Source organism: Halomicrobium sp. IBSBa, assembly GCF_017612575.1.
Lineage (GTDB): Archaea > Halobacteriota > Halobacteria > Halobacteriales > Haloarculaceae > Halomicrobium.
Map to the genome: position 1 here is coordinate 25,892 of NZ_JADPQC010000003.1, position 22,688 is coordinate 48,579.

The 22,688-nt window shown below is 66.1% G+C and carries 28 protein-coding genes and 2 tRNA genes; 18 read left to right on the top strand and 12 right to left on the bottom strand.

Features of this window, described 5'->3' with window-relative positions; translation table 11 throughout:
* Window positions 1-2: 2 nt before the first annotated feature.
* The 4 genes from IL252_RS09690 to IL252_RS09705 all read left to right on the top strand — a co-directional run bounded on the left by IL252_RS09690 (window position 3) and on the right by IL252_RS09705 (window position 4,367).
* The gene (locus IL252_RS09690) at window positions 3-890 is read left to right on the top strand and encodes a succinate dehydrogenase/fumarate reductase iron-sulfur subunit (RefSeq protein WP_170094079.1); all 888 of its coding nucleotides are present in this window, start codon (window positions 3-5) and stop codon (window positions 888-890) included.
* Window positions 891-908: 18 nt separating this feature from the next.
* Complete coding sequence (locus tag IL252_RS09695; protein WP_153553208.1) at window positions 909-2,786, top strand: FAD-binding protein; 1,878 nt, start codon at window positions 909-911, stop codon at window positions 2,784-2,786.
* Between the two features lie 142 nt (window positions 2,787-2,928).
* On the top strand, window positions 2,929-4,239 hold the full coding sequence (locus tag IL252_RS09700) for a 5'-deoxyadenosine deaminase (RefSeq protein ID WP_208627842.1): 1,311 nt from the start codon (window positions 2,929-2,931) through the stop codon (window positions 4,237-4,239).
* Window positions 4,240-4,267: 28 nt separating this feature from the next.
* Window positions 4,268-4,367, top strand: a tRNA-OTHER gene (locus IL252_RS09705).
* A gap of 452 nt (window positions 4,368-4,819) precedes the next feature.
* On the opposite strand, the gene IL252_RS09710 is transcribed toward IL252_RS09705, so the two are convergent.
* Window positions 4,820-4,904: transfer RNA gene (locus tag IL252_RS09710), tRNA-Leu, on the bottom strand.
* A 132-nt stretch (window positions 4,905-5,036) separates the two neighbouring features.
* Between IL252_RS09710 and IL252_RS09715 the strand changes: the two genes are divergently transcribed.
* The 3 genes from IL252_RS09715 to IL252_RS09725 all read left to right on the top strand — a co-directional run bounded on the left by IL252_RS09715 (window position 5,037) and on the right by IL252_RS09725 (window position 7,363).
* Complete coding sequence (locus tag IL252_RS09715; protein ID WP_208627843.1) at window positions 5,037-5,537, top strand: multiprotein-bridging factor 1 family protein; 501 nt, start codon at window positions 5,037-5,039, stop codon at window positions 5,535-5,537.
* A 45-nt stretch (window positions 5,538-5,582) separates the two neighbouring features.
* On the top strand, window positions 5,583-6,710 hold the full coding sequence (locus IL252_RS09720; protein ID WP_153553211.1) for an acyl-CoA dehydrogenase family protein: 1,128 nt from the start codon (window positions 5,583-5,585) through the stop codon (window positions 6,708-6,710).
* Between the two features lie 116 nt (window positions 6,711-6,826).
* Window positions 6,827-7,363, top strand: a complete 537-nt coding sequence (locus IL252_RS09725) for an HAD family hydrolase (protein WP_208627844.1) — start codon at window positions 6,827-6,829, stop codon at window positions 7,361-7,363.
* Here IL252_RS09725 and IL252_RS09730 read toward each other — a convergent pair.
* On the bottom strand, window positions 7,351-7,578 hold the full coding sequence (locus tag IL252_RS09730; protein WP_208627845.1) for a DUF5822 domain-containing protein: 228 nt from the start codon (window positions 7,576-7,578) through the stop codon (window positions 7,351-7,353). The two genes, IL252_RS09725 and IL252_RS09730, sit on opposite strands and share 13 nt — an antisense overlap.
* A 106-nt stretch (window positions 7,579-7,684) precedes the next feature.
* Between IL252_RS09730 and panB the strand changes: the two genes are divergently transcribed.
* Window positions 7,685-8,491 carry a 3-methyl-2-oxobutanoate hydroxymethyltransferase gene (panB, locus tag IL252_RS09735; RefSeq protein WP_208627846.1) on the top strand — a complete coding sequence of 269 codons (807 nt, stop codon included), beginning with the start codon at window positions 7,685-7,687 and terminating at the stop codon, window positions 8,489-8,491.
* A gap of 111 nt (window positions 8,492-8,602) precedes the next feature.
* Window positions 8,603-9,313 carry a CPBP family intramembrane glutamic endopeptidase gene (locus tag IL252_RS09740; RefSeq protein WP_208627847.1) on the top strand — a complete coding sequence of 237 codons (711 nt, stop codon included), beginning with the start codon at window positions 8,603-8,605 and terminating at the stop codon, window positions 9,311-9,313.
* Window positions 9,314-9,387: 74 nt separating this feature from the next.
* Here IL252_RS09740 and IL252_RS09745 read toward each other — a convergent pair whose 3' ends face one another.
* Complete coding sequence (locus IL252_RS09745; RefSeq protein WP_208627848.1) at window positions 9,388-10,179, bottom strand: alpha/beta fold hydrolase; 792 nt, start codon at window positions 10,177-10,179, stop codon at window positions 9,388-9,390.
* Window positions 10,180-10,323: 144 nt separating this feature from the next.
* On the opposite strand from IL252_RS09745, the gene IL252_RS09750 reads away from it, so the two are divergent.
* Window positions 10,324-10,563 (top strand): hypothetical protein, encoded by a 240-nt coding sequence (locus tag IL252_RS09750; protein WP_153553217.1) that lies wholly within the window; start codon window positions 10,324-10,326, stop codon window positions 10,561-10,563.
* On the top strand, window positions 10,563-12,836 hold the full coding sequence (locus tag IL252_RS09755) for a CDC48 family AAA ATPase (protein ID WP_153553218.1): 2,274 nt from the start codon (window positions 10,563-10,565) through the stop codon (window positions 12,834-12,836). The genes IL252_RS09750 and IL252_RS09755 overlap by 1 nt, the downstream gene beginning before the upstream one ends.
* Window positions 12,837-13,013: 177 nt before the next feature.
* Here IL252_RS09755 and IL252_RS09760 read toward each other — a convergent pair whose 3' ends face one another.
* A complete protein-coding gene (locus IL252_RS09760; protein ID WP_244257007.1) occupies window positions 13,014-13,670 on the bottom strand; it encodes a hypothetical protein in 657 nt (218 codons plus the stop codon).
* Between the two features lie 284 nt (window positions 13,671-13,954).
* Here IL252_RS09760 and IL252_RS09765 point away from each other — a divergent pair, with 284 nt between their 5' ends.
* On the top strand, window positions 13,955-14,224 hold the full coding sequence (locus tag IL252_RS09765) for a hypothetical protein (RefSeq protein ID WP_208627850.1): 270 nt from the start codon (window positions 13,955-13,957) through the stop codon (window positions 14,222-14,224).
* 12 nt (window positions 14,225-14,236) lie between these two features.
* Here IL252_RS09765 and IL252_RS09770 read toward each other — a convergent pair whose 3' ends face one another.
* Window positions 14,237-14,959, bottom strand: a complete 723-nt coding sequence (locus IL252_RS09770) for a class I SAM-dependent methyltransferase (protein ID WP_208627851.1) — start codon at window positions 14,957-14,959, stop codon at window positions 14,237-14,239.
* Between the two features lie 76 nt (window positions 14,960-15,035).
* Entirely contained in the window at window positions 15,036-15,491 is a 456-nt protein-coding gene (gene bcp, locus IL252_RS09775; protein ID WP_208627852.1) for a thioredoxin-dependent thiol peroxidase, read from the bottom strand.
* A gap of 82 nt (window positions 15,492-15,573) precedes the next feature.
* On the opposite strand from bcp, the gene IL252_RS09780 reads away from it, so the two are divergent.
* Window positions 15,574-16,140, top strand: a complete 567-nt coding sequence (locus IL252_RS09780) for a DUF420 domain-containing protein (RefSeq protein ID WP_208627853.1) — start codon at window positions 15,574-15,576, stop codon at window positions 16,138-16,140.
* Between the two features lie 25 nt (window positions 16,141-16,165).
* On the opposite strand, the gene purF is transcribed toward IL252_RS09780, so the two are convergent.
* The 4 genes from purF to IL252_RS09800 are packed head-to-tail and all read right to left on the bottom strand — an operon-like array spanning window position 16,166 to window position 19,075.
* Window positions 16,166-17,608 (bottom strand): amidophosphoribosyltransferase, encoded by a 1,443-nt coding sequence (gene purF / locus IL252_RS09785; protein WP_208627854.1) that lies wholly within the window; start codon window positions 17,606-17,608, stop codon window positions 16,166-16,168.
* Window positions 17,609-17,614: 6 nt separating this feature from the next.
* Window positions 17,615-17,788, bottom strand: a complete 174-nt coding sequence (locus IL252_RS09790) for a 50S ribosomal protein L37e (protein ID WP_015763051.1) — start codon at window positions 17,786-17,788, stop codon at window positions 17,615-17,617.
* Window positions 17,785-17,967, bottom strand: a complete 183-nt coding sequence (locus tag IL252_RS09795) for an LSM domain-containing protein (RefSeq protein WP_015763052.1) — start codon at window positions 17,965-17,967, stop codon at window positions 17,785-17,787. Before IL252_RS09795 ends, IL252_RS09790 begins: the two co-directional genes overlap by 4 nt.
* A 46-nt stretch (window positions 17,968-18,013) precedes the next feature.
* Window positions 18,014-19,075, bottom strand: a complete 1,062-nt coding sequence (locus IL252_RS09800) for a M20/M25/M40 family metallo-hydrolase (RefSeq protein ID WP_208627855.1) — start codon at window positions 19,073-19,075, stop codon at window positions 18,014-18,016.
* 85 nt (window positions 19,076-19,160) lie between these two features.
* On the opposite strand from IL252_RS09800, the gene IL252_RS09805 reads away from it, so the two are divergent.
* From IL252_RS09805 to IL252_RS09825, 5 genes are all read left to right on the top strand, one after another.
* Entirely contained in the window at window positions 19,161-19,400 is a 240-nt protein-coding gene (locus IL252_RS09805) for a hypothetical protein (RefSeq protein ID WP_208627856.1), read from the top strand.
* A 62-nt stretch (window positions 19,401-19,462) separates the two neighbouring features.
* Entirely contained in the window at window positions 19,463-19,684 is a 222-nt protein-coding gene (locus IL252_RS09810) for a hypothetical protein (RefSeq protein ID WP_153553227.1), read from the top strand.
* Window positions 19,671-20,099, top strand: a complete 429-nt coding sequence (locus IL252_RS09815; RefSeq protein WP_208627857.1) for a hypothetical protein — start codon at window positions 19,671-19,673, stop codon at window positions 20,097-20,099. The genes IL252_RS09810 and IL252_RS09815 overlap by 14 nt, the downstream gene beginning before the upstream one ends.
* A 67-nt stretch (window positions 20,100-20,166) precedes the next feature.
* Window positions 20,167-21,120, top strand: coding sequence for a zinc-dependent metalloprotease (locus IL252_RS09820; protein ID WP_208627858.1), 954 nt, complete (start codon window positions 20,167-20,169; stop codon window positions 21,118-21,120).
* A 48-nt stretch (window positions 21,121-21,168) separates the two neighbouring features.
* A complete protein-coding gene (locus IL252_RS09825) occupies window positions 21,169-21,804 on the top strand; it encodes a DUF6517 family protein (RefSeq protein WP_208627859.1) in 636 nt (211 codons plus the stop codon).
* A gap of 90 nt (window positions 21,805-21,894) precedes the next feature.
* Here IL252_RS09825 and IL252_RS09830 read toward each other — a convergent pair whose 3' ends face one another.
* On the bottom strand, window positions 21,895-22,125 hold the full coding sequence (locus IL252_RS09830) for a hypothetical protein (RefSeq protein ID WP_015763059.1): 231 nt from the start codon (window positions 22,123-22,125) through the stop codon (window positions 21,895-21,897).
* On the bottom strand, window positions 22,125-22,670 hold the full coding sequence (locus tag IL252_RS09835) for a hypothetical protein (RefSeq protein ID WP_153553231.1): 546 nt from the start codon (window positions 22,668-22,670) through the stop codon (window positions 22,125-22,127). The genes IL252_RS09830 and IL252_RS09835 overlap by 1 nt, the downstream gene beginning before the upstream one ends.
* Window positions 22,671-22,688 lie beyond the last annotated feature (18 nt).

Consider the following 22,688-nt stretch of genomic DNA (forward strand, 5'->3'; position numbering starts at 1 on the left):
CCATGAGTACGATCGAACAGGAGACAGAGACAGAGGAGACGACCGACGAGTCGGCCGAGCCGACCGTCGAATCACCGGGCGAGCGCCGCCGGGCAGAGAAACGCGAGCGGACCCAGTCCCGAGAGGACCAGCGCGTCGACGAGGAGATCGACTCCTCGGAGGAGACGGTCACGCTCAAAGTCTTCCGCTACGACCCCGAAGTCGAGGGGAAAGAAGAGCCGCGCTTCGACGACTTCACCGTCCCCTTCCACAAGGGGATGACCGTCCTCGACGCGCTCATCTACTCGCGAGACCACTACGACTCGTCGCTGACCTTCCGACACTCGTGTCGGCAGGCCGTCTGTGGTTCCGACGCCCTCTTCATCAACGGTCGCCAGCGGCTGGCCTGCAAGACCCAGATCGCCGACCTCGACGCCGGGACGATCCGGATCGAGCCGCTGCCCCACCAGGAAGTCGTCAAGGACCTGGTCGTCGACATGGAGCACTTCTACGACCAGATGGAGGCCGTCGAGCCGTACTTCGACGCCGACGAGTTGCCCGACGACGAACTCGAAGAGCAGCGCCAGGACCGCGAGAACCGCGAGAAGATCAAGATGTCCACGCGCTGTATCTGGTGTGGCGCGTGTATGTCCTCGTGTAACATCGCGGCCGGCGACAACGAGTATCTCGGGCCGGCGGCGATCAACAAGGCCTACCGCTTCGCGATGGACGAACGCGAGGGCGAGCAGCGCAAGCAGGAACGGCTCCGCATCATCGAGCAAGAACACGGCGTCTGGCGGTGCCAGACGCAGTTCTCCTGTACCGAGGTGTGCCCGAAGGACATCCCACTGACCGAGCACATCCAGGAGCTCAAACGGGAAGCAGTCAAGAACAACCTCAAGTTCTGGTAATCCTAAGGGAGACTAACAATGCACGAACACGACGTGATCGTGGTCGGTGCCGGCGGTGCCGGCCTCCGAGCGGCGATCGCAGCCGACGAAGAGGGTGCCGACGTGGCACTCGTCACGAAGCTCCACCCCGTCCGGAGCCACACGGGCGCGGCCGAGGGTGGCATCAACGCAGCACTGCGGGAGGGCGACGACTGGGAACTCCACGCCTACGACACGATGAAGGGGTCGGACTATCTCGGGGACGCCCCCGCGATCGACACCTTCGCCCAGGACGCTCCCGAAGAGGTCGTCCAGATCGAGCACTGGGGAATGCCGTTCTCCCGCGAGGACGACGGCCGCGTCTCGCAGCGCCCGTTCGGCGGGATGTCGTTCCCGCGGACGACCTACGCCGGTGCGGAGACGGGCCACCACCTGCTGCACACGATGTACGAACAGGTCGTCAAACGAGGCATCGAGGTGTACGACGAGTGGTACGTCACCAACCTCGCCGTCACCGACCACGACGACCCGGAGGATCGCCACTGTCACGGGGCCGTCGCCTACGAGATCGCGACCGGCAACGTTGAGGGATTCTGGGCCCGCGACGGCGTCATCCTCGCGACCGGCGGTCTCGGACAGGCCTTCGATCACACGACGAACGCCGTCGCCAACACCGGCGACGGCTGTGCGATGGCCTACCGCGCGGGCGTCCCGCTCGAAGACATGGAGATGATCCAGTTCCACCCGACGACGCTGCCGTCGACGGGCGTGCTCATCTCCGAGGGGGTCCGTGGCGAAGGCGGGATCCTCTACAACGACGACGAAGAGCGGTTCATGTTCGAACACGGCTACGCGAACAACGACGGGGAACTCGCCTCTCGTGACGTGGTCTCGCGGGCCGAACTCACCGAGGTCAACGCGGGTCGTGGCATCGAGGACGAGTACGTCGACCTCGACATGCGTCATCTGGGCGAGGAGCGCATCCTCGATCGCCTGGAGAACATCCTCCACCTCGCGGAGGACTTCGAGGGCGTCGACGGCCTCGACGAACCGATGCCGGTCAAGCCCGGCCAGCACTACGCCATGGGTGGCATCGAGACCGACGAGAACGGCGAGACCTGTATCAGCGGGCTCTACGCCGCCGGTGAGACGGCCTGTGTCTCGCTGCACGGTGCCAACCGTCTCGGCGGCAACGCGCTGCCGGAACTGCTCGTGTTCGGCGCACGCGCCGGACACCACGCCGCCGGCAAGGACATGAAGACCGCCGAGATCGAGACCGGTCGCTCTGCCAAGAGCGAGGACGGCGACGTGTCGCCGCCAGTCCAGCCGGGTGCGATCCAGACTGGAGACGGGGACGTGGCCGCAGACGGCGGTGAGCGATCCGACGGATCGCGATCCTCGTCAGACCTCCGGGCTGACGGCGCGATGGTCGAGCCCAAGGAGACCCTGGAGCACACGGTCCAGCAGGAGCGAGAGCGAATCGAGACGCTGCTGGAAGCAGACGGCATCAACCACGCCGAGGTCCGCTCGAACGTCCAGGAGACGATGACCGAGAACGTCAACGTCTTCCGCGAAGAAGAGAGTCTCAACGACGCGCTGCGTGACCTCCGGCGCGCACGCGAGCGCTACGAGGACGTCGCCGTCGCCGACCCGTCGCGCACCTACAACACGGACCTGATCCACACCATCGAGACGCGAAACATTCTGGACGTCGCCGAAGCGATCACGCTCGGCGCGCTGGCCCGCGAAGAGTTCCGCGGCGCTCACTGGCGCGCGGAGTACCAGGAACGACGCGACGAGGAGTGGATCAAGCACACGATGCTGGCCTGGGACGACGGGACGCCGGAGCTGTACTACAAGCCGGTCCTGCTCGAGAGCCAGTGGAAAGAGTACGAACCCAAAGAGCGGTCGTACTGACCACTTCGTCGCCACTGCGTCGACTGCACTCGCCGATGTCGACGCGACCCACGACCTGATCGCCGGTCGTCCGTAGAGCCGACTCGTCGACGCGTTTTCTCGACCCCAACCGCTTAGGCAGTGGCACACTTCCCTCGTGGTGATGCGACTCACCGGGACCGTCGTCGCCGACAGCGACACCGTCTACGAGGACGGCGCGGTCGTCACGAGCGGCGACGAAATCGTCGCCGTCGGGGACCGCAAGCGCCTGGCCCAGCAGTATCCGGACCACGACAGTCGGTCGTTCGACATCGTCGCGCCGGGGCTGGTCGGCTCGCACGTCCACTCGGTACAGAGCCTCGGTCGGGGGATCGCCGACGACGAAGCGCTGCTGGACTGGCTCTTCGACCACGTCCTCCCGATGGAGGCCGCCATGGACGCCGAACAGATGCGGACCGCGGCGACGCTTGGCTACATGGAGTGTCTGGCCAGCGGCGTCACGACCGTCGTCGACCACCTCTCGGTCGCCCACGCCGACCAGGCCTTCGAGGCAGCCGGCGAGATCGGGATCCGTGGCCTGCTCGGGAAAGTGTTGATGGACCACGACGCCGGGGCGCTCCAAGAGGACACCGACGCGGCACTGGCCGAGTCCGAGCGCCTCATCGAGCGGTATCACGGGGCCTTCGACGACCGGATCCGCTACGCCGTCACGCCGCGCTTTGCCGTCTCCTGTACCGAGCGCTGTCTCAGGGGTGCCCGCGACCTCGCCGACGCCTACGACGACGTGCGCATCCACACGCACGCCAGCGAGAACCACGACGAGATCCAGACGGTCGAAGACCGGACGGGCATGCGCAACGTCGAGTGGCTCGACGAGGTCGGGCTGACTGGGCCAGACGTGACGCTGGCCCACTGCGTCTGGACGGACGAGACCGAGCGGGCGATCCTCGCCGAGACCGACACCACCGTCGTCCACTGTCCCAGCTCGAACATGAAACTCGCCAGCGGGATCGCACCCGTCGAGGGCTACTTGCAGCGGGGGATCACCGTCGCGCTGGGCAACGACGGCCCTCCCTGCAACAACACGCTCGACCCGTTCACCGAGATGCGCCAGGCGGCTCTGCTGGCGAAGGTCGACGGACTCGACGCGACGGCGCTGCCGGCCGCGACCGTCTTCCGGATGGCGACCGAACACGGGGGACAGGCGACTGGCTTCGACGTGGGCGCTCTCGCGCCGGGGCGGCCCGCCGACGTGATCGGCCTCGCGACGGACACCGCCCGCTCGACGCCGGTTCACGACCCGCTCTCGCACCTCGTCTTCGCCGCCCACGGCGACGACGTTCGGTTCACGATGGTCGACGGCGAGGTCGTCTACGACGACGGCTCGTTCGCACACGTGGACGGCGACGCCGTCCGTGCGGACGCTCGACGGCACGCAGACTCGATCTACGCTGAGATCTCGTCCAAGGATTAATGGCCGTCTCGTCCCAATGACAGGCCGCGGAAGGGTGGCTCAGTGGTAGAGCGCCGTGGACCGACTCCAGCACCGGTCGACGGTCGTCCCCTTCAGGGCTTCGCGTGGTTCGAATCCCGCCCCTTCCATCGTGCTCCGAACGACAGTGAGGAGCCGACGGTGTACGCGTGGATTTATGCCGACGGGAGACTGGCGACCGACAGGACAGTGTCTCGTACGAGCGCTTCGGCTATCGATCGTGAAAAGCGTAGGAAAGGGGTGGTGGGTGGTGGTGGGTGCTGGCACCGGGATGGTGCCGTACTTACGCATTGACGGCGAATGGTAATAAATGCGTCGGCCAGTTATCAATGGCTATAATCAGGGCGGGCGACCGCCGTTCTCTCGTCTCTGATAGCACCGTTCGAGTGGTCTTCCCAGTACCGACGACCGATATCGACTCCGTGACGACCCTCCCGACGTAGTCGAGTCGGAAACTGCGTGGGACCGGATTCGAACCGGAAGAAGACTCGCTCACGCTCGTCTTCTGGGGCTCGAATCCTCGGGACGATCTTGCCACTCACGAGCTTGTTCGTGGCAAAAATGCGTGGGACCGGATTCGAACCGGCGGACCCCTACGGGACAGCGCCCTCAACGCTGCGCCGTTGGCCTGGCTTGGCTACCCACGCTCGTTGCGTCGTGCGCATTCAGTCCTATTCCGTGGTTGGGTAAAAGCGCTTTCGTTTGCGACTCTCCGCGCGAACCTCTCACACTCGCGACAAAGCGGGCATTTCAAATACGTTCGGTCCGCTACGGCCCGCATGGCAAAATACTCGACCGGCAGTGGCAGTGGCAGCGCCGGCGAGAGCTGTGAACTCTGTGGCGCGTCCGACGCCGACCTCGAAACGGCGAACGTGGCGGGGGCGACGCTGCAGGTGTGTGCGGACTGCTCTCAGCACGGCGAGACCTCGAAAACCGAGTCGTCGGACGGTTCTCGTGGCGACCGAGACACCGATCGAAAGCGCCGTGCGGCCCAGAACGCGGCCAAGATGGCCGACGCACAGCAGTCCGACGCCTCCCACTGGGAGGACGGCACGAACTACGAGGACGACCAGCTCCCGTATCTCGTCTCCGAGTACGGCTCCGTGGTCACCGAGGCGCGCCAGGACGCGGGGCTCCAGACCCAGGAGCTGGCCGAGGAGCTGGATGTCGACGAATCCGACGTTCTCGCCGTCGAACAGGGCCGCGCGACGCAGGCCGGCGTCGGCGGGTCGGTCGTCGCCAAGCTCGAAGACTTTCTCGACGTCGAGCTGACCGAGTGACGGTCACGCCGTGGCACCTATTGGCAATGGGGCTGTACGTAGCGTATGGAGCTCTCGTCCGAGCAGCGCGCGATCCGTGACACCGTCCGCGAAGTCGCCGACGAAGAGATCAGGCCGGTCGCACGCGAGTGTGACCGCGAGCAGACGTTTCCCGAGGACGCCTGGGACACGCTAGCCGAGATCGACGTGACCGGCCTGACGGTGCCCGAAGCCTACGGCGGTCTCGACGTGGACCGCCAGACGTACGCCGTCGTCAACGAGGCCGTCGCCCACGGCTCGCTGGCGGTGGCGACCGCGCTGTCGGTCCACTGTCTCGCGACCTCCTGTGTCGCGACGTTCGGTGACGAACAGCTCCGAGAGGCGTGGCTCCCCGATATGGTCGCGGGCCGTCCGGTCGGGGCCTTCGCCCTCTCCGAGCCCGAGGCGGGGTCGAACCCTCGCCAGATGCAGACCGTCGCGCGCCGCGAGGGCGACGAGTACGTGATCGACGGTGAGAAGGCCTGGATCACGAACGGACAGCGCTCCGGAGTCGTGATCGTCTTCGCGAAGACCGACCCGGACGATCCGGACTCGGTCACCCAGTTTCTCGTCCCGAAAGACAGCGACGGACTGACCGTCGGCTCGAAAGAGGAGAAGCTGGGGCTGCGAGCCAGCGACACGACGACGCTGACCCTCGATGGCGTCCGCGTCCCGGACCGGTACCGACTCACCGAGGAGGGCCGCGGGCTCGCTGCGGCCCTGTCGATCCTGACCGGCGGACGGGTCGGGATCGCCGCGCAGGCGGTCGGCCTCTCGCAGGCGGCCCTCGACGAGACCGTCGACTACGTCACGGAACGCGAGCAGTTCGACGGCCCGATCGGCGACATCCAGAGCGTCCGGCACACGATCGCGGAGATGGAGACGACCGTCCGGGCTGGCCGCGAACTGACGCACGCGGCGGCACGAGCCATGGACCGCGACGAGGACGCCCGTGCGAGCGCCAGCGTCGCGAAGTACTTCGCCACCGAAGGAGCCGTCGACGTGACCCAGCAGGCCGTCCAGCTCCACGGCGGCTACGGCTACACGACAGAGTTCGACGTCGAACGGTTCTATCGGGACGCCAAGGTGACGACGATCTACGAGGGGACGAGTCAGATCCAGAAGAACGTCATCGCTCGCTCGCTCCTCTCCTGATTTCCGACACGACGGCGCTCCGTGCGCGTCGGTAGTGCCACCAGCCGGTCTCTCCGCTCCGCTAGGGACGGCGAAGCGACCGAACGCTCTTTTCTGTCGGGACCCTGCCCACGTGTATGCGTACCGATTACGACGCCGTCGTCTACGACCTCGATGGCACGCTCGTGCGCCTGGCGGTCGACTGGGACGCGGTCGCGAGTGACGTCGACGACGTGTTGCAAGCACGCGGCGTCGACACGGCGGGCCACTCGCTGTGGGACATGCTCGAACTCTCAGAGCAACGGGGCCACCGCGACGCGGTCGAGTCGGCTATCGCCGATCACGAACGCCCGGGAGCGCGCGACTCGGAACGACTCCCGGCGCTGGACGAACTGCCCCTGGACGTTCCCGTCGGCGTGTGCTCGCTCAACTGCGAGGCCGCCTGCCGGATCGCCCTGGAGACCCACGGGGTCGAGGGCCACGTCGATGCCGTCGTCGGCCGAGACTCTCTGTCGGCGTACAAACCCGATCCGGCCCCGCTCCGGGCGCTGCTTGCGGAGTTCGACGTGTCGCCGTCGGCGGCTCTGTTCGTCGGCGACTCGGAGAGCGACGCGACCGCCGCGCGACGCGCGTCGATGGACTTCCAGTGGGTCCGCGAGCGTCACTCCCTGTAGCGTGCGTAGGCGTACACACCGGCGGCGGTACAGAACCAGACGACGGCACCAACCCGGATCGCGAACTCGGCCCACTCCGCCCAGCCCGTCAACTGGACGAACAGCGAGAGGGTGGCGACGACCGGTGCGCCGACCAGGATGGTCGTCACGAAGGTCATCTGCATGACCCAGCCGAAGTCGACGCCATCCGGGTCCGTCTCCTCGACGTGTGGCATGGCACACACTCGTGGTGTCCGGCGCTAATCAGTTACGGAACCGTCGAACGCGCGTGCCTGTGAGTGCATGGCAGGGCTTATGCGCCGGGGCGTCCCAGCCCAAGCCATGCGGGCCAAGGACATTCGCGCGAAGGCAGGTGAGGAGCCGGTGACGATGCTGACGGCCTACGACGCACCGACCGCGGCGGTCGTCGACGAGGCCGGCGTCGACATCGCGCTGGTCGGCGACTCGGTCGGGAACCTCCGTCTGGGGTACGACTCGACGCTGCCGGTCACCGTCGAGGAGATCGCCAGCCGCACCGCTGCGGTGGCGCGGGCCACAGAGGACGTGTTCGTGCTCGCGGACATGCCCTTCCTCTCGTACGGTGCCGACGAGGCCGAGGCGATCCACAACTGCGGTCGCATGGTCAAGGAGGCGGGTGCGGACGGGGTCAAACTCGAATCCGGCCCCCACACCGTCGACCTCACCCGTCGGCTGACGCAACTAGGCATCCCGGTCCAGGCACACCTCGGACTGACTCCCCAGCGCGAGAACGAGACTGGACTGTTCCGCCAGGGCACCGACGAGGAGTCGGCCACGGAGATCGTCGAACTCGCACGGGCCCACGAGGAGGCCGGCGCGTTCTCGCTCGTCCTCGAACACGTCCCCGCCAACCTCGGCGCGGCGGTCACGGACGCGATCGACATTCCGACGATCGGCATCGGTGCCGGCCCCGACTGCGACGGCCAGGTCCTGACCGTCGACGAGGTGATCGGCCTCTCCGAGGACGTGGCTCCCTTCTCCAAGCGCTTTGGCAACGTCCGCGAGGAGATGGCGTCAGCGATCGAGGGGTACGTCGACGCCGTCGAAGACGGCACCTTCCCGGCCGAAGAACACAGCTACGTCGAGGAGGAACTGGACGACCTGTACTGATCGAGCGCAGGCCGTTCGGTCGTCGTGACGGCGGCGAATTCGTTCGTTTGACGGGGGTATAGAAGATATGATACCAAAATGTTGATTTACAATCCAATAAGTCACCTCTCTATGGTCCCTGATCGGTCCCCCACAGAAGATATCCTCCTTCGGACGAATCTATGGCGGTGGCTCAGTGTGGTGTTTGCTCCGTTCGTTCTCACGGTTATCGTGCTCACTGCTGTGTTCACCGTGACCGGCGGTGAGTCACCGATTCCGCGCCTATCGACCGGTGTTTACTCACTTCTCAGTGCCCTCGTCGTCGTATTGCTCCTTCTACGGCTATCGCCGACGGTCCGGGCGGAGGTGTTTCCGACACAGATTCCGAAGCGGACAGAGGTCGGTGCCGTGATCGCAGCAACGCTGGTGACGGTGCTGCTATTCGATCCTATCGGTACGTTCATTGCGGATGTCTTCGGCAGCGGTGGTGGAACCGCCGACGCGTTCGATTCGTCACTCGGGGCAGCTATTTTCGTCGTCAGTTCCGTGGCCATCGCACCGATCGTCGAGGAGTATCTGTTCCGTGGTGTCGCCCTCGACGCACTTCGCTCGAGGTACGGCGTGGCAACGGCCATCGTCGGGTCGAGTGTACTCTTCGGCGGAATCCATTTTTTGACCGGGGGCGTCTCGGTGCTTGTTTCGGCGACGCTTTCGGGGTTCCTGTACGCGGGGATGCGCGTCAAGTTCGAAAACCTCACCGGAGCGATCGTCGCTCACCACTTGAACAATCTCTACTGGGTCTTGACGATGGCCGGTGTACTTCCGAATGTGGTTCCGACGTAATGACGCCGAGAGAGCCCGTCACTTCGCACACCCACTACTCAGCGTTCACAGCCGCTTCGACGACCGAAGCGGCCTCACGTCGTCCGTGACTGCTCGATACTGTGGAGAAACGAGGCGACGGCGTCGTCGAACGCTTCCGGCCGCTCGATCATCGCAAGGTGTGCAGCGCCGGGAATAGTCTCGAACTCCCCCGCCGGGATCTCCTCGGCGAGGGTCTCGTGGTACGACGGCGGTGTGAGGCGGTCGTGCTCGCCACAGAGTGCCAGCGTCGGCACGTCGACCTCACCGAGTCGGTCCTGCACGTCGAATCGGTGGCAGGTCTCGAAGTCCCGGCGCGTCACTCCCTGTCCGACGGCGCGCATCGTCTCGATCGAGTGCTCGCGCGCACGTTCGGGCGGGTCGTGGAAGAGCATATCCTCGCCGTGCAGGAACGAGACGGCCGCCTCGAAGTCGGCCGCCAGATCGTCTCGTAGCGTCTGGACGACCGGGAGCTTCGCGCCGCTGCCGGCAAGGACGAGCCCGTCGAGCGGGACGGCGCGTCGCAGGACCGTCGCCAGTGCGACCGCACCGCCGAGCGAGTTGCCGACGAGGACCGCCGCGTCCGTCGCTTCGGCGACGGCCACCACGTCGTCGACGTAGCTCGTCAGCGTCGCTTCACCCGGTGGGGTGTCGACGTCCTCGCTCGCGCCGTGGCCGCTCAGATCGAGCGCAACGGCCGACGACGCCGGCCCACTCGGCGCGTACTGCTGGCTCCAGAGCGTGTGTGTGCCGGCGCTGCCGTGGACGTACAGGACTGTGGTGCTCTCGCCTTCGCCCGGGACGGACCGGTACGCCGTCGTCCGTCCGTGGTGTTCGACCGTCTCCATGCCACCGCTTTCGTCGGGGTCCCGTATAGTGGTGGGGCCGGCGTCGGTGTGAACCGCAATCAGTGGGTTCTTTCTCTGGTCGAGCGCCTTACTGCGATTTTTGGCGAAACATTTATATACTTGTCTCACTAACTCGTAGTTAGCATGACTGACCAACAGCAGCTTGTCGGCGATGCCCCGTTACGACGCTACGAGTACGACGACGCGGTCGTTCTCGCGGCGGACATCGGTATCACCGGCGATGCGACGGTCGACGTCGTCGACGACACCGCGATCGTCGTCGTCGGTGACGAGCAGTACGACTTCGATCTCCCGGCGGGTGACGCACGAGCGTTTATCCGGAACGGGGTTCTCACTGTCGAGATGAGCGAGGTGTCCCACTGATGAAACTTACCGTCAAACCACTCAAGCAGAAAGACGCTGGACGCGGTCTCGCGGCCGTCGACCGTGCAGCGATGGACGAGATGGACCTGGAGAACGGCGACTACATCGTCATCGACGGCGAGGGCGGTCGCGCGGTCGCCCGCGTCTGGCCCGGCTACCCCGAAGACAGCGGCAAGAACGTCGTTCGAATCGACGGCCAGCTCCGACAGGAAGCCGGCGTCGGCATCGACGACCAGATCGAGGTCGAGAAGGCCGACGTACAGGTCGCAAAGCAGGTCACCGTCGCCCTGCCCCAGAACCTCCGGGTTCGAGGCAACGTCGGTCCGATGATCCGCAACAACCTCAGCGGCCAGGCGGTCACGCAGGGCCAGACGGTGCCCGTGAGCTTCGGGCTCGGCCCGCTATCGAGCATGAGCGGCCAGAAGATCCCGCTGCGGATCGCCGAGACCGACCCCTCGGGGACGGTCGTGGTGACCGACCAGACCGACATCGAGGTCAGCGAGAAGCCCGCCGAACAGATTGCGGGCGACGCCCCGACCGAGAGCGGCGGCGAAGCCACGCCGGACGTGGCCTACGAGGACATCGGCGGCCTCGACAGCGAGCTCGAACAGGTCCGCGAGATGATCGAGCTGCCGATGCGCCACCCCGAACTGTTCCAGCAACTCGGCATCGAGCCGCCGAAAGGCGTCCTCCTGCACGGCCCGCCGGGCACCGGGAAGACGCTGATGGCCAAGGCCGTCGCCAACGAGATCGACGCCCACTTCACGACCATCAGCGGCCCGGAGATCATGTCGAAGTACTACGGCGAGAGCGAAGAGCAGCTCCGCGAGGTCTTCGAGGAGGCCGAGGAGAACGCCCCCGCCATCGTCTTCATCGACGAGATCGACTCGATCGCGCCAAAGCGCGGCGAGACCCAGGGCGACGTGGAACGCCGCGTCGTCGCACAGCTCCTCTCGCTGATGGACGGGCTCGACGAGCGCGGTGACGTGATCGTCATCGGCGCGACCAACCGCGTCGACGCCATCGATCCCGCACTGCGCCGTGGTGGTCGCTTCGATCGCGAGATCGAGATCGGCGTCCCGGACAAGGAGGGCCGCAAGGAGATCCTTCAGGTCCACACCCGCGGCATGCCACTCTCGGAGGACATCGACCTCGAGTCCTACGCCGAGAACACGCACGGCTTCGTCGGTGCGGACCTCGCACAGCTGACCAAGGAGGGCGCGATGAACGCGCTGCGGCGCATCCGCCCCGACATCGACCTCGAAGCCGACGAGATCGACGCCGAGGTGCTCGAATCGCTGGAGGTCTCGAAGCAGGACTTCAAAGAGGCGCTCAAGGGGATCGAACCCAGCGCGCTGCGCGAGGTCTTCGTCGAAGTCCCAGACACCTCCTGGGAGTCCGTCGGCGGCCTCGAAGACACCAAAGAGCGCCTGCGCGAGACGATCCAGTGGCCACTGGAGTACCCCGGGGTCTTCGAGCAGATGGACCTGCAGGCAGCCAAGGGCGTCTTGCTCTACGGTCCGCCGGGCACCGGGAAGACGCTGCTGGCCAAGGCCGTCGCCAACGAGGCCCAGTCGAACTTCATCTCGATCAAGGGCCCCGAACTGCTGAACAAGTTCGTCGGCGAGTCCGAGAAGGGCGTGCGCGAAGTGTTCAGCAAGGCCCGAGAGAACGCCCCGACCGTCGTCTTCTTCGACGAGATCGACTCGATCGCGGCCGAGCGTGGCTCGGGCGGCGGCGACTCGCAGGTCGGCGAACGGGTCGTCTCCCAGCTACTGACCGAACTCGACGGGCTCGAAGCGATGGAGGACGTGGTCGTGATCGCCACGACCAACCGGCCCGACCTCATCGACTCGGCGCTGATTCGCCCCGGTCGACTGGACCGTCACGTCCACGTCCCGGTCCCCGACGAGGACGCTCGCCGGGCGATCTTCCAGGTCCACACCCGTGGCAAGCCACTGGCCGACGGCGTCGACCTCGACCAGCTCGCACGGAAGACCGAGGGATACGTCGGTGCCGACATCGAAGCGGTCGCCCGCGAGGCCTCGATGGCCGCGACCCGGGAGTTCATCAACAGCGTCGATCCCGACGACATCGACGACTCCGTCAGCAACGTCCGCATCACGATGGACCACTTCCAGCAGGCGCTTGACGAAGTCGGACCGAGCGTCGACGAAGACGTGCGAGAGCGCTACGACGAGATCGAAGAACGGTTCGACCACGCCGAGGCGGAACTGGACGACGGCGAGACGGTCTCGCGAACGTTCCAGTAGTACCTTTTTACTTCGGCGGGTTTCCTCGGGCCTTCGGCCCTGCGGGAACCTCCGCTCGCAAAAACCTACGCTAAAAACACTCCGCACGATATCGTCCGCCGTCACGGCTGTGTCCGCTACGAGATCGTGGCAGAAGCCAGCGACGACGTGTTTCTCGTAGTTCCAGTAACCGCGTACTTACTGGATTTTTGGCTCGGACGCCGCTTCTGTCCGGAGCTGGACGAACGCGTCGGCCAGGATGCCGTAGTTGACGATCGTGACGATGGAAATGATCGTCAGGATCACGATCTGTCCGACGGCCGGGCCAGCCATCGCGAAGAGGGAACTCAGACCACCGACCGCGCCCGCGACGATCCCGACGATCAAGACGAGCCCGAACAGTCGCCAGCGGTTGCCCGTCGCGAGCTCCCAGCTCCGTCGGAGCGCGTTGATCGGCCCCTGATCTTCCACGCCGATCGCGAAGAAGACGAACGTGAAGCTCACCGACAGGAAGAGACCGGGGACGACGAGCGCGATCAGACCCAGCGTGACGGTGATCGAGACGACGACGTTCGCGACCACGGCGGCGACCAGTGCCCGGCCGACGCGGTGGGTGAACAGCTCGCTCGGGAGCGACGACAGCTCGCCGGGTTCCCGCACGAGGAGTCGCGTCGCGACGAGGAGGACGTACGTCCCGAACAGGATCGAGACCACTGCTAGCAACCCGGAGACGCTCGTCGAGATCGGTAGCGTCAGCCCGATCTGCCCCTGCTGGGCCGAGTCCGGCAACATACCGGCGACGGCCGTGTTGATCGAGCCGACGAACACCAGTTGATACGCGACGGTCAATGCCATCAGGGCGATACCACTCGTCGACAGCGCACGTCGGCTTCCGCGGCCGAGCGCAGTTCCTATCTGGAGGGTCACGACCGAATCCACTCCCGGATGGGACTTAAACGGTGAACGTGATTTACAGAGCCAGAAAGTTTGCGGCTCTGTTCACGAAGACGGGCGAATATTCGCCGTTCGTTTATCTCTTGGGACAGCTACCGGGAGAGATTAGCGTATAAGGTGTCTAGATGCACGACACCACAATTAGGGAAACGCGTTTTACCGACCCCTCTATGTGTACAGGTAACATGGTACAGTGTGACAGCTGCGACGGCGACGTCCGCGAAGTGTGGCGACACCGCAAACACGCCGAATCGATGACCCACCGGAGTATCGAGTGGGTCTGTCCCGACTGCCACCCGGAGTTGCCCGCGACGGCCGAGACGCCGCCCAGCGCCGGGAGGGCCATCGCCGACGGGGGCCAGCCGACTGCGGCGTGTCCGATCTGCTCGGCGGCGACGGTCAACGGACAGGGCCTGTGCAGTTGCACCGAGTGTGGCTGGACCGGGCGGCTCTGACATCGCCGTCCGTCACGACCTCTGGTCCGTCTTCGCGAGGGCCGCACGGTAGCTCCCGTCCCAGTTGGGTCGGATCACGTCTTCGACGCTCCAGGGAGTCGGGACCGTCGCTTCTCGCAGTCGCTCCGGACCGAACAGTCGAAACTGCAGAATATCGCTCGTCCCGCCCTCGTACTCGAAGGTCATCACCCGGTGGGCGAGTCCCGGCGTCGGGTCCGCTCGGTAGCCGACGAGCTCTTCGACGCCGTCGGCGGCCGGATCGTAACTGTGGACGACGGCGGTCGCGTCTGCCGTCGTGACGCGGGCCAGATCGGCGAGAAACTGCCGGAGTCCGTCCATCGAGCCCGCGAGACACATCTGCGTCCCGATGGCCAGCGCCGACTGGAAGCGGTCGCGCTCGAAGCGGTCGGGCAGCGCGAACATGTCGCCACGTCTGGCGTCCTCGACGCCTCGCTCTCGCATGGTCTCGACGAGCGCGTCGCTGGGCTCGATGGCGACGGTCTCGAACCGCTCCTGGAAGTACAGCGCGTGTCGGCCGGTGCCCGCCCCGAGATCGAGCAGGGGGCCGTCGAGCCAGGATTCGAGCCACTCGCCGTGGCTCTCGCCGTCGAACGGTTCGAAGTAGAACGTCTCGATGGGGTGTTCTTCGGTGTCGTCGCCGTCTCTCACGAGCAGGGGAGCCGACCGCTCTCCCCGGTGGTGGTCGCGGATCGCGCGGCCGAACGCGTCGGACATGGACGACGGTGGTCTCCCCTCGAACTTGTATGTTATTTTGACATGATGTCGTGGGGCGTGGTAGCGATCGGCCGCGTCAGTCGAGGTCAGTCAGAATCTCCTCGGCGTGTCCCTCGGGCGAGACGCCCTCGTAGACGCGTTCGATCACGCCGTCGGGGTCGATCACGTACGTGTTCCGGAAGACGCCGTCGAAGGTGTTTCCGAACATGTTCTTCTCTCCGTAGGAGTCGTACCGGGCGGCGACAGCGCCGTCCTCGTCCGACAGGAGCGTAAAGGGGAGGTCGTACTCCGCCGCGAAGGCCGCCAGGTCGTCGACGGGGTCGTCGCTGACTCCCAGGACGGCGACGTTTCGATCCGCGAACGCGTCCCACTCGTCGCGGAAGCCACAGGCTTCTTTCGTACAGCCCGGCGTGTCGGCTCGGGGATAGAAGTAGAGGACGACGCGCTGGCCCTCGTACTCCGAGAGTGCGACGGTCTCGCCGTCCTGATCTGGCAGTTCGAACGTCGGGGCGGTGGCTCCGGCTTCGAGCATGTCGCTCTCTCCGTGGGGGCGTCCCAAAGCCGTGGCGTTCCACGAACGCAACCGCCTTGTCCGCGCGGACCAACTGCCGCCCATGGAACGACTGGTCCGAGAGCGTACCGGGATCCTGACGACCCTCCTGACGATCGTCTCGCTCGCGCTCGTCTTCGGTGCCGTCTTGCGGGTCGGTCCCGCGACGGCGCTGCCCGCAGCGCCCGACTCCGTCCTGGCGGCGATTCCCCACGCCAACGCGGCGATCAGCGCGACCGCGATCGGGACGATCGTCGTCGGCGTCCGTGCGATCAAGCGTGGCGACGTTCGCCGCCACAAGCGACTGATGGCGACGACGTTCGCGCTGTTCGTCGCCTTCCTCGTCCTCTATCTGTACCGCGTCTCGCTGCTCGGCCCGACCGGCTTCCCCGAGAGCGCGCCGGCCTGGATCGAGACGTACGTCTACTTCCCCGTGCTGGCCGTCCACATCCTGCTCGCGATCGTCTGCATCCCGCTGGTGTACTACGCGCTCTTGCTGGCGTACGGCCATCCCATCGCCGAGCTACCGGACACGCCACACCCGCGCGTCGGCAAAGCAGCGGCTGGCCTGTGGCTGATTTCGTTCGCCCTCGGAATTGTCGTCTACGCGATGCTGTACTGGCTGTTCTGAGACGGTCGGAAGAAGATCGCGGGGCTCAGTCGTCGGCTTCCATCGTCTGGTCGCCGATGACGGGGCGGTCGACCTCGCGGTCGGTCTCCTCGCCCTCGATGTCGTAGGGGTACTCGCCGGTGACACAGCCAAGACACAGCTCGTCTTGGCCCTTGTCGAGGCTCTGTGCGATGGCCTCGACCGAGAGATACGACAGCGAGTCGGCCTGAATCTCGTCGCGGATCTCCTCGATGGACCGGTCGGCCGCGATCAGCTCGTCGCGGGTGGCCATGTCGATGCCCATGTAGCACGGCGAGATGATCGCCGGGGCACCGATGCGGACGTGGACTTCCTCCGCGCCCGCGTCCTTCAGCAGCTCGATCAGCTGCGTCGACGTCGTCCCGCGGACGATCGAGTCGTCGATGATGGTGACGGTCTTGCCCTTGATCGTCGACTTGATCGGGTTCAGCTTGAGCCGTACTGCCCGCTCGCGCTCGTCCTGGGTCGGCATGATGAACGTCCGGCCGACGTACCGGTTTTTCATCAGCCCTTCGGCGAACTCGATGTCGACGCCGCTCTCCTGGGCCGCCTCGGCGTACCCGGAAGCGAAGGCCCGCCCGGAGTCGGGCACCGGGAGGACGACGTCGCTGTCGACGCCGGACTCGTCCCAGAGTTTCCGGCCCAGTTCGCGCCGCACCTCGTAGACCAGATTGTCGTCGATGGTCGAGTCGGGGCGCGCGAAGTAGACGTGTTCGAAGAAGCAGTGGGCCGTGTTCTCCTGTTCGACGAGTTGGTAGCTGTCGAAGCCGGTGCCGTCGTCGTGGAGCACGACCAGCTCGCCGGGCCTGACGTCTCTGATGAGCTCGCCGTCGAGCGTGTCGATGGCGGCCGACTCAGAGGTGAGCACGTAGCCGTCGTCGAGCTTGCCGATACACAGCGGTCGGTTGCCCTCCGGATCACGAACGCCCATGACGGTGTCGTCGTGAGAGATCGTCAGGGCGTAGGAGCCGTGGATCCGTGACATCGTCCGCTTGACCGCACGGACGAGGTCGGCTTCGAGGAGGTTCCGGGCCAGATCGTGGGCGATGACCTCCGTGTCCCCGTCGCTCGTGAAGGCGTGGCCGAGGTTCGCGAGTTCGTCGCGAATCTCGTCAGCGTTGACGAGGTTCCCGTTGTGGGACAGTCCCAGCGAGCCGGACTTGAACGAGACCGAGAACGGCTGCGCACAGCAGGAGTCGACGCTGCCGGCCGTCGGATAGCGAACGTGTCCGATCCCGTTCGAGCCGTTCAGCGACGCCAGATCGTCGGGGTCGAAGACGTCGCCGACCAGCCCCATCTCGACGTGGCTGTGTTGCTGGAAGCCGTCGTGGGTGACGATACCGGCCGACTCCTGGCCGCGGTGCTGGAGCGCGTAGAGAGAGTAGTAAAGCGGGCGGGCGGCGTCACGGTCTTGGAGTGCGATGCCGACGACGCCGCACTTTTCGTGCATGTTGGGTTATTCGCCGGATTTGCTCTGCCACTCGTAGTCGCGGCGTTTGGCCGAGTTACCGAAGCCACACGCCGAACAGACTTTCTTCTTTGTATGATAGGACTTTTCGCCGCACCGACGACACTTCGTGTGCGTCGTGGTGTTCTTCTTACCCTGGCTCGGAGTTCCTGCACCAGTCATGGTTTGATAGAGACGACGTTGTCGCCGCGTATAATCGTTGTGTCTTCGTCTTCGATGACGAGATTCATGTGCTGATCGTAGCCCGAGAGCTCACCTTCGTACAGCTCGCCGCCCTTGAGATGTACGGTGACTGTCTCGCCCAGTGACGCCTCGAGCACGTCGAGCGGTCGTCCACTCATACCCCAACGGGCTGGCGACGAGTGTATAAACGTACCGCTTGCGAACTCACAGGTCGACGCCGAACGGCGCGAACGCGTGGGCCTGGGCCGCGAAGCCGGCCAGGAGGTCTGCCACGGCTTCGAGGTCTGCCGGGTCGATCACCTCGACGGGGGTGTGCATGTAGCGGTTGGGGAGACCGACGTTGAGCGACGGGATCCCGCCACGCGACGTGTAGAAGGCGTCGGCGTCGGTACCGGTTCGGTTGCCAGTCGCCTGCAACTGCACGTCGATGTCCTCGGTCTCGGCGGTGTCTCTGACCGCGTCGACCAGCACGGGGTGGTTCGCGCTCCCGCGGGCGATCACCGGGCCGTCACCGAGCGCGACGCCGCTGGAGCGCTTTCCCGGCGAGTCCGGCTGGTCGGTCGCGTGGGTCACGTCCACGGCGATCGCGGCGTCCGGATCGAGGTCGAAGCCGACCATCTTCGCGCCCTGGACGCCGACTTCCTCCTGTACCGTCGAGACGGCGTAGACCGTCGCGTCGGTACCGGTCTCTGCGGCCCGGCGCAGTCCCTCCGCGGCCGCCCAGATGCCGATTCGGTTGTCCATCCCGCGTGCCGAGAGGTAGCCGTTCTGCAGTTCGCTGATCGTCTGTTCGAAGGTGATCGGGTCGCCACGCGAGACCAACTGTTCGGCCTCGTCGCCGTCCTCGGCCCCGATGTCGACGTGTTGTTCGTTGATCCCGGGCACGTCGTCGTCCTCGCCGTTTCGAAGGTGGATCGCCGTCTGTCCGACGACGCCGTCGATCGGGCCGTCGTCGGTGTGGACGGTGACGTGCTGGCCCCGCGAGACGGTGCTGTCCGAGCCGCCGATGCGGTCGATCCGAAGGAAGCCGTCGTCGGTCACGTCCCGGACGATGAAGCCGATCTCGTCGCCGTGGCCCGCCAGCGCGACCTCGGCGTCACCGCTTCCCTTCAGCACTGCGACGGCGTTGCCGTAGTCGTCGACTCTCACCTCGTCGGCGTACGATTCCACGTAGTCGATCCAGACTCGCTGGCCCGCCGTCTCGTAGCCGGAGGGCGTGGCGGTCGAGAGCAGTTCGTCGAGAAACCTGCGTCGGTCCTCGTCCATGGCCGGGCTTTCGCCGGCATCCGCCATGTATCTTGCCAGAGACCTGCGGGCGAAGCGATAAGTGTCGCCCGTTCGAAACGCCGCCATGGCCGAGTTTACGTTCCTCGAACTCCACCTCGACGACGCGACGATCACGAACAACGCCCCCTACAGCGGTGGCCAACCGGAGTCACAACGAGCGGACGGGGCCGACGACGAGGACGACGGCGGGCGTTCGATCGTGCGACTACTCGCGGTCGCGCTCGGCGTCGCCGCCGTCGCGGCGCTGGCCGGACGCGCACTCTCCGGGGACGGGGGGCTGGTCGACACCGACGATCTGTCTTGATCGGCCGGTCTCCCCACTGTTTGGTCATTAGTTTAAGTAGTTTCAGTGAGAACACGTTTCTCGTGAGTCAAACAGACAATCCCGAAGAGCGCATCGACGAAACGACCACCTGGCCCGACCTCGCGATCAGCCTCTACGACCGCCTGACCGGCCGCAACGCCGAGATCACGTACGAGTTCGAGGATATGGAAGTCGACGTGCCAAGCGGCACCGGCGACGACGCCGACCACGCTCACTGGCGAGTCGACGGAACGCTCCGGGTCACGACCCGTGAGCAAGACTGATCGGTTCCCGCCGCTGTCGGTCGACGCGGAGCTGACCCTGACCGTCGACGGCCACGAGTACTACGTCCGCGATCGCGGGAACCGGCTCGTCGTCGACGCACCGACGCTCTCGGCGGCGCTGGCGTTGCGTGATTCGCTGCCCGAGGGTGGCGTCGGCAGGCTCCTCTCGACGACCGACCTGTCCGTCGACGTGACGGTCCACGACGCCGTCGTCGCCACCACCGGTCCCAGCGCCGACGGCCCGATCGGGACGACTGTCGGTGGGTCGCCGACGACGCTGCGACCCGCGGGACTGGCCACGGCACTCGTCCGCGAGGGGCGGGCTCGCCCGGTCGCCACGGCGGCTGTGGTGGCGATTCTCCTCGCGCTGGCCTGGCTCGTCGGACGCGCGATCGACGCCGTCGGAGCCGACTAGTCCGGAGTGCGAAGACGGGAACGAGCCACGGGAGAAGGCCTATCCCGACCCGTCGCCTTGTGCGCGTATGGGATTGTACCACAGCGTGCAGGCCGTCGCCGGGGCCTCCGGTGACGGACCGATCGACTGGAACGCCGTCGCGGCGGCGGCCAAGAGTTCGACCGATCCCGGCTCGCTGGCACTCACCGATCGGCAGGAGGCGGCCTACGCCGACGACGTGCGTGCCGCTCGCGACCGCGTTCGGGCCGTCGCCGACATCGGCTTCGACCTCCCGGAGACCGTCGAGATCCAGAACCGCCACCACTGGATCGACGCCAACGTCGAGACCTTCGAGCGGGTGATGCGCCCGATCGAACAGCAAGCCGACCTCATGCCCGGCGTCGCCCGTGTCGCCAACACCGGCTCGATGGCGTTCGCGCTCTCCTTTCTGGGCCGGAACGTCCTCGGCCAGTACGACCCCCTCTTGCTGGCCGACGACGGCGACGATCACGCGCTGTACTTCGTCCACCCGAACATCGAACAGGTCGCGTCGACACTCGCCGTCGACCCCGACCGCTTCCGTCGCTGGATCGCCTTCCACGAGGTCGCCCACGCCGCGGAGTTCGGCGCGGCCCCGTGGCTCTCCGATCACCTGGAGGCGACGATGGAAGACGCCATCGGCGCGCTCACCGAGGGGTCGATCGACCGGGCCTCGCTGGGCGAACTCGACACGACGATGACGGCCGTCGAAGGGTACGCCGAACTCGTCATGGACCGCGCCTTCGACGACGAGTACGACGACCTCCGGCGCAAGCTCGACGAGCGCAGAGGCGGCCAGGGACCGATCGCGAAGCTGGTCCGCAGACTGCTCGGGCTGGGGATGAAGCGCCGCCAGTACGAACGGGGGAAGGCCTTCTTCGACGCCGTCGCGGACGAGCGAGGCGTCGCGGGGGCCGGGAAAGTCTGGGACAGCCCCGACTCGCTGCCGACCGACGCCGAGCTGGACGATCCCGCCGCGTGGCTCCGTCGCGTCGACCCGTGACGCCCCGATAGCCAGCAAGCATATGGTCGCTGGCGCGAACCCATCTGTATGCGCAAACTGGCGATTCTCCTGTCGGTCGCGCTCGTCGCGACCACGGCCGGCTGTGGCTTTCTCCTCGGCGACGAAGCGCTCGCGTTCGAATCCGCACCCGCGAGTGTCAGCGACGAGGCCCTCTCCGAAACTGGCTACGAGCAGACGCTCAACGAGAGTCAGACGGTCTCTCGGGAGTTTACCGTCGCGGGCCAGAGTCGGCAGGTCAACGTGACGAACCACCTCGCACAGTACGAGCGCTCGATCGACCTCGGCCCGCTGGGCGAACAGCGGGCGGCGGTGTTCGCGACGTTCTCCAGCCCGGAGGTGAGCGTCGCCTCCCAGACGTTCAACCCGATCAGTGACATGTCCAACCGCGAGCTGCTCTCGCAGTTTGGCTCCAACTACGACGGTCTCAGCGTCGGCCAACAGGTCGAGAATCAGACGCACACGGTACTCGGATCCGAGGCGGGCGTCGAGAAGTACGAGGGGACGGCAGAGTTGGGCGGGCAGTCCATCGACGTGTACATTCACGTGACGACGGTGAAACACGACGGGGACTACGTCGTGGCGCTGGGGCTCTACCCACAGCAACTCTCCGGCGAGGAGACACACGTCTTCGCGATGCTCGACGGCCTCCAGCACGGCGAATGACCGAGTAGGCTCTCGCCTCGCGACTGCTGTCACGTCGTCGGCGCGGCCCGCCATCTCGGGGTAGCGAAAACGGACGGCTCGTCGGTCGTCTCAGCGACGCCGGTTCACGAAGCCAAGCGCCACGCTGTCGGGGAACACCCACCAGCCGAGCACGGCACCGGCGACCGTCCCGGCGACGCCGGCCCCACCGATCGTCGGGAGACTCGCCGAGACGTTCAGTGCGACGAGTGCCATCGACACGCCCACGAACAGGGCGAAGCCGACGCGGAACTTCAGGAGGAACGACCGGCGGTCCTCGTCCGTGACGGAGGGCTGGACCATCAGTGAAAGCCCCTGCCAACGTCTTCGTCGACCACGTCCTCGAACTCGGCTTCGAGCAACTCCTCGGCCTCTTCGAAGGTGTCGGTCAGTTCGTCCATCTCCTCGGGGCGGTCGTAGTGGTCGAAGTCCATCGGCCCGTAGGCCGGCGAGTCCAGCGTGTCCATCACGTCCTCGAACAGCGCGTCGGGCGTCGTCGGCGCGTCGGCGTGGGTTTCGAGGACGGCCGCCAGTTCCTTCGCCGTCTCCTCGGCCTCGCCTTCGTCCTCGACGGGCTGTTGGACGCCGAAGGCACCGGTCCCCTGCTCGGGAAACAGCGGATCGAGCTCGTCGTCGATCCGGCGAGCCACCTGCGATCCCACGCCCTGCACGTCGTAGGGGTTCTTGGCGTAGGTCTTGAGCTGGAAGACGCCGGCAGCCGGGTGGCCGATGTAGAGGTCTTCGCCGATGCCGCTCGCGCGGTCGCCACCGACGGCTCGCCAGCCACCGGGATCGGCGTTCGATTCGACCACGTCTTCGAGGATGTCGTCCCACTCACGAACGCGCATGAGATCCGTTTGGGGGCG

What these genes read in the sequence shown, in the direction of transcription:
- IL252_RS09690 (WP_170094079.1), top strand. Translation starts at nt 3, where the DNA reads ATGAGTACGATCGAACAGGAGACAGAGACAGAGGAGACGACCGACGAG.
- IL252_RS09695 (WP_153553208.1), top strand. Translation starts at nt 909, where the DNA reads ATGCACGAACACGACGTGATCGTGGTCGGTGCCGGCGGTGCCGGCCTC.
- IL252_RS09700 (WP_208627842.1), top strand. Translation starts at nt 2,929, where the DNA reads ATGCGACTCACCGGGACCGTCGTCGCCGACAGCGACACCGTCTACGAG.
- IL252_RS09715 (WP_208627843.1), top strand. Translation starts at nt 5,037, where the DNA reads ATGGCAAAATACTCGACCGGCAGTGGCAGTGGCAGCGCCGGCGAGAGC.
- IL252_RS09720 (WP_153553211.1), top strand. Translation starts at nt 5,583, where the DNA reads ATGGAGCTCTCGTCCGAGCAGCGCGCGATCCGTGACACCGTCCGCGAA.
- IL252_RS09725 (WP_208627844.1), top strand. Translation starts at nt 6,827, where the DNA reads ATGCGTACCGATTACGACGCCGTCGTCTACGACCTCGATGGCACGCTC.
- IL252_RS09730 (WP_208627845.1), bottom strand. Translation starts at nt 7,578, where the DNA reads ATGCCACACGTCGAGGAGACGGACCCGGATGGCGTCGACTTCGGCTGG.
- panB (WP_208627846.1), top strand. Translation starts at nt 7,685, where the DNA reads ATGCGGGCCAAGGACATTCGCGCGAAGGCAGGTGAGGAGCCGGTGACG.
- IL252_RS09740 (WP_208627847.1), top strand. Translation starts at nt 8,603, where the DNA reads ATGGTCCCTGATCGGTCCCCCACAGAAGATATCCTCCTTCGGACGAAT.
- IL252_RS09745 (WP_208627848.1), bottom strand. Translation starts at nt 10,179, where the DNA reads ATGGAGACGGTCGAACACCACGGACGGACGACGGCGTACCGGTCCGTC.
- IL252_RS09750 (WP_153553217.1), top strand. Translation starts at nt 10,324, where the DNA reads ATGACTGACCAACAGCAGCTTGTCGGCGATGCCCCGTTACGACGCTAC.
- IL252_RS09755 (WP_153553218.1), top strand. Translation starts at nt 10,563, where the DNA reads ATGAAACTTACCGTCAAACCACTCAAGCAGAAAGACGCTGGACGCGGT.
- IL252_RS09760 (WP_244257007.1), bottom strand. Translation starts at nt 13,670, where the DNA reads ATGGCATTGACCGTCGCGTATCAACTGGTGTTCGTCGGCTCGATCAAC.
- IL252_RS09765 (WP_208627850.1), top strand. Translation starts at nt 13,955, where the DNA reads ATGGTACAGTGTGACAGCTGCGACGGCGACGTCCGCGAAGTGTGGCGA.
- IL252_RS09770 (WP_208627851.1), bottom strand. Translation starts at nt 14,959, where the DNA reads ATGTCCGACGCGTTCGGCCGCGCGATCCGCGACCACCACCGGGGAGAG.
- bcp (WP_208627852.1), bottom strand. Translation starts at nt 15,491, where the DNA reads ATGCTCGAAGCCGGAGCCACCGCCCCGACGTTCGAACTGCCAGATCAG.
- IL252_RS09780 (WP_208627853.1), top strand. Translation starts at nt 15,574, where the DNA reads ATGGAACGACTGGTCCGAGAGCGTACCGGGATCCTGACGACCCTCCTG.
- purF (WP_208627854.1), bottom strand. Translation starts at nt 17,608, where the DNA reads ATGCACGAAAAGTGCGGCGTCGTCGGCATCGCACTCCAAGACCGTGAC.
- IL252_RS09790 (WP_015763051.1), bottom strand. Translation starts at nt 17,788, where the DNA reads ATGACTGGTGCAGGAACTCCGAGCCAGGGTAAGAAGAACACCACGACG.
- IL252_RS09795 (WP_015763052.1), bottom strand. Translation starts at nt 17,967, where the DNA reads ATGAGTGGACGACCGCTCGACGTGCTCGAGGCGTCACTGGGCGAGACA.
- IL252_RS09800 (WP_208627855.1), bottom strand. Translation starts at nt 19,075, where the DNA reads ATGGACGAGGACCGACGCAGGTTTCTCGACGAACTGCTCTCGACCGCC.
- IL252_RS09805 (WP_208627856.1), top strand. Translation starts at nt 19,161, where the DNA reads ATGGCCGAGTTTACGTTCCTCGAACTCCACCTCGACGACGCGACGATC.
- IL252_RS09820 (WP_208627858.1), top strand. Translation starts at nt 20,167, where the DNA reads ATGGGATTGTACCACAGCGTGCAGGCCGTCGCCGGGGCCTCCGGTGAC.
- IL252_RS09825 (WP_208627859.1), top strand. Translation starts at nt 21,169, where the DNA reads ATGCGCAAACTGGCGATTCTCCTGTCGGTCGCGCTCGTCGCGACCACG.
- IL252_RS09830 (WP_015763059.1), bottom strand. Translation starts at nt 22,125, where the DNA reads ATGGTCCAGCCCTCCGTCACGGACGAGGACCGCCGGTCGTTCCTCCTG.
- IL252_RS09835 (WP_153553231.1), bottom strand. Translation starts at nt 22,670, where the DNA reads ATGCGCGTTCGTGAGTGGGACGACATCCTCGAAGACGTGGTCGAATCG.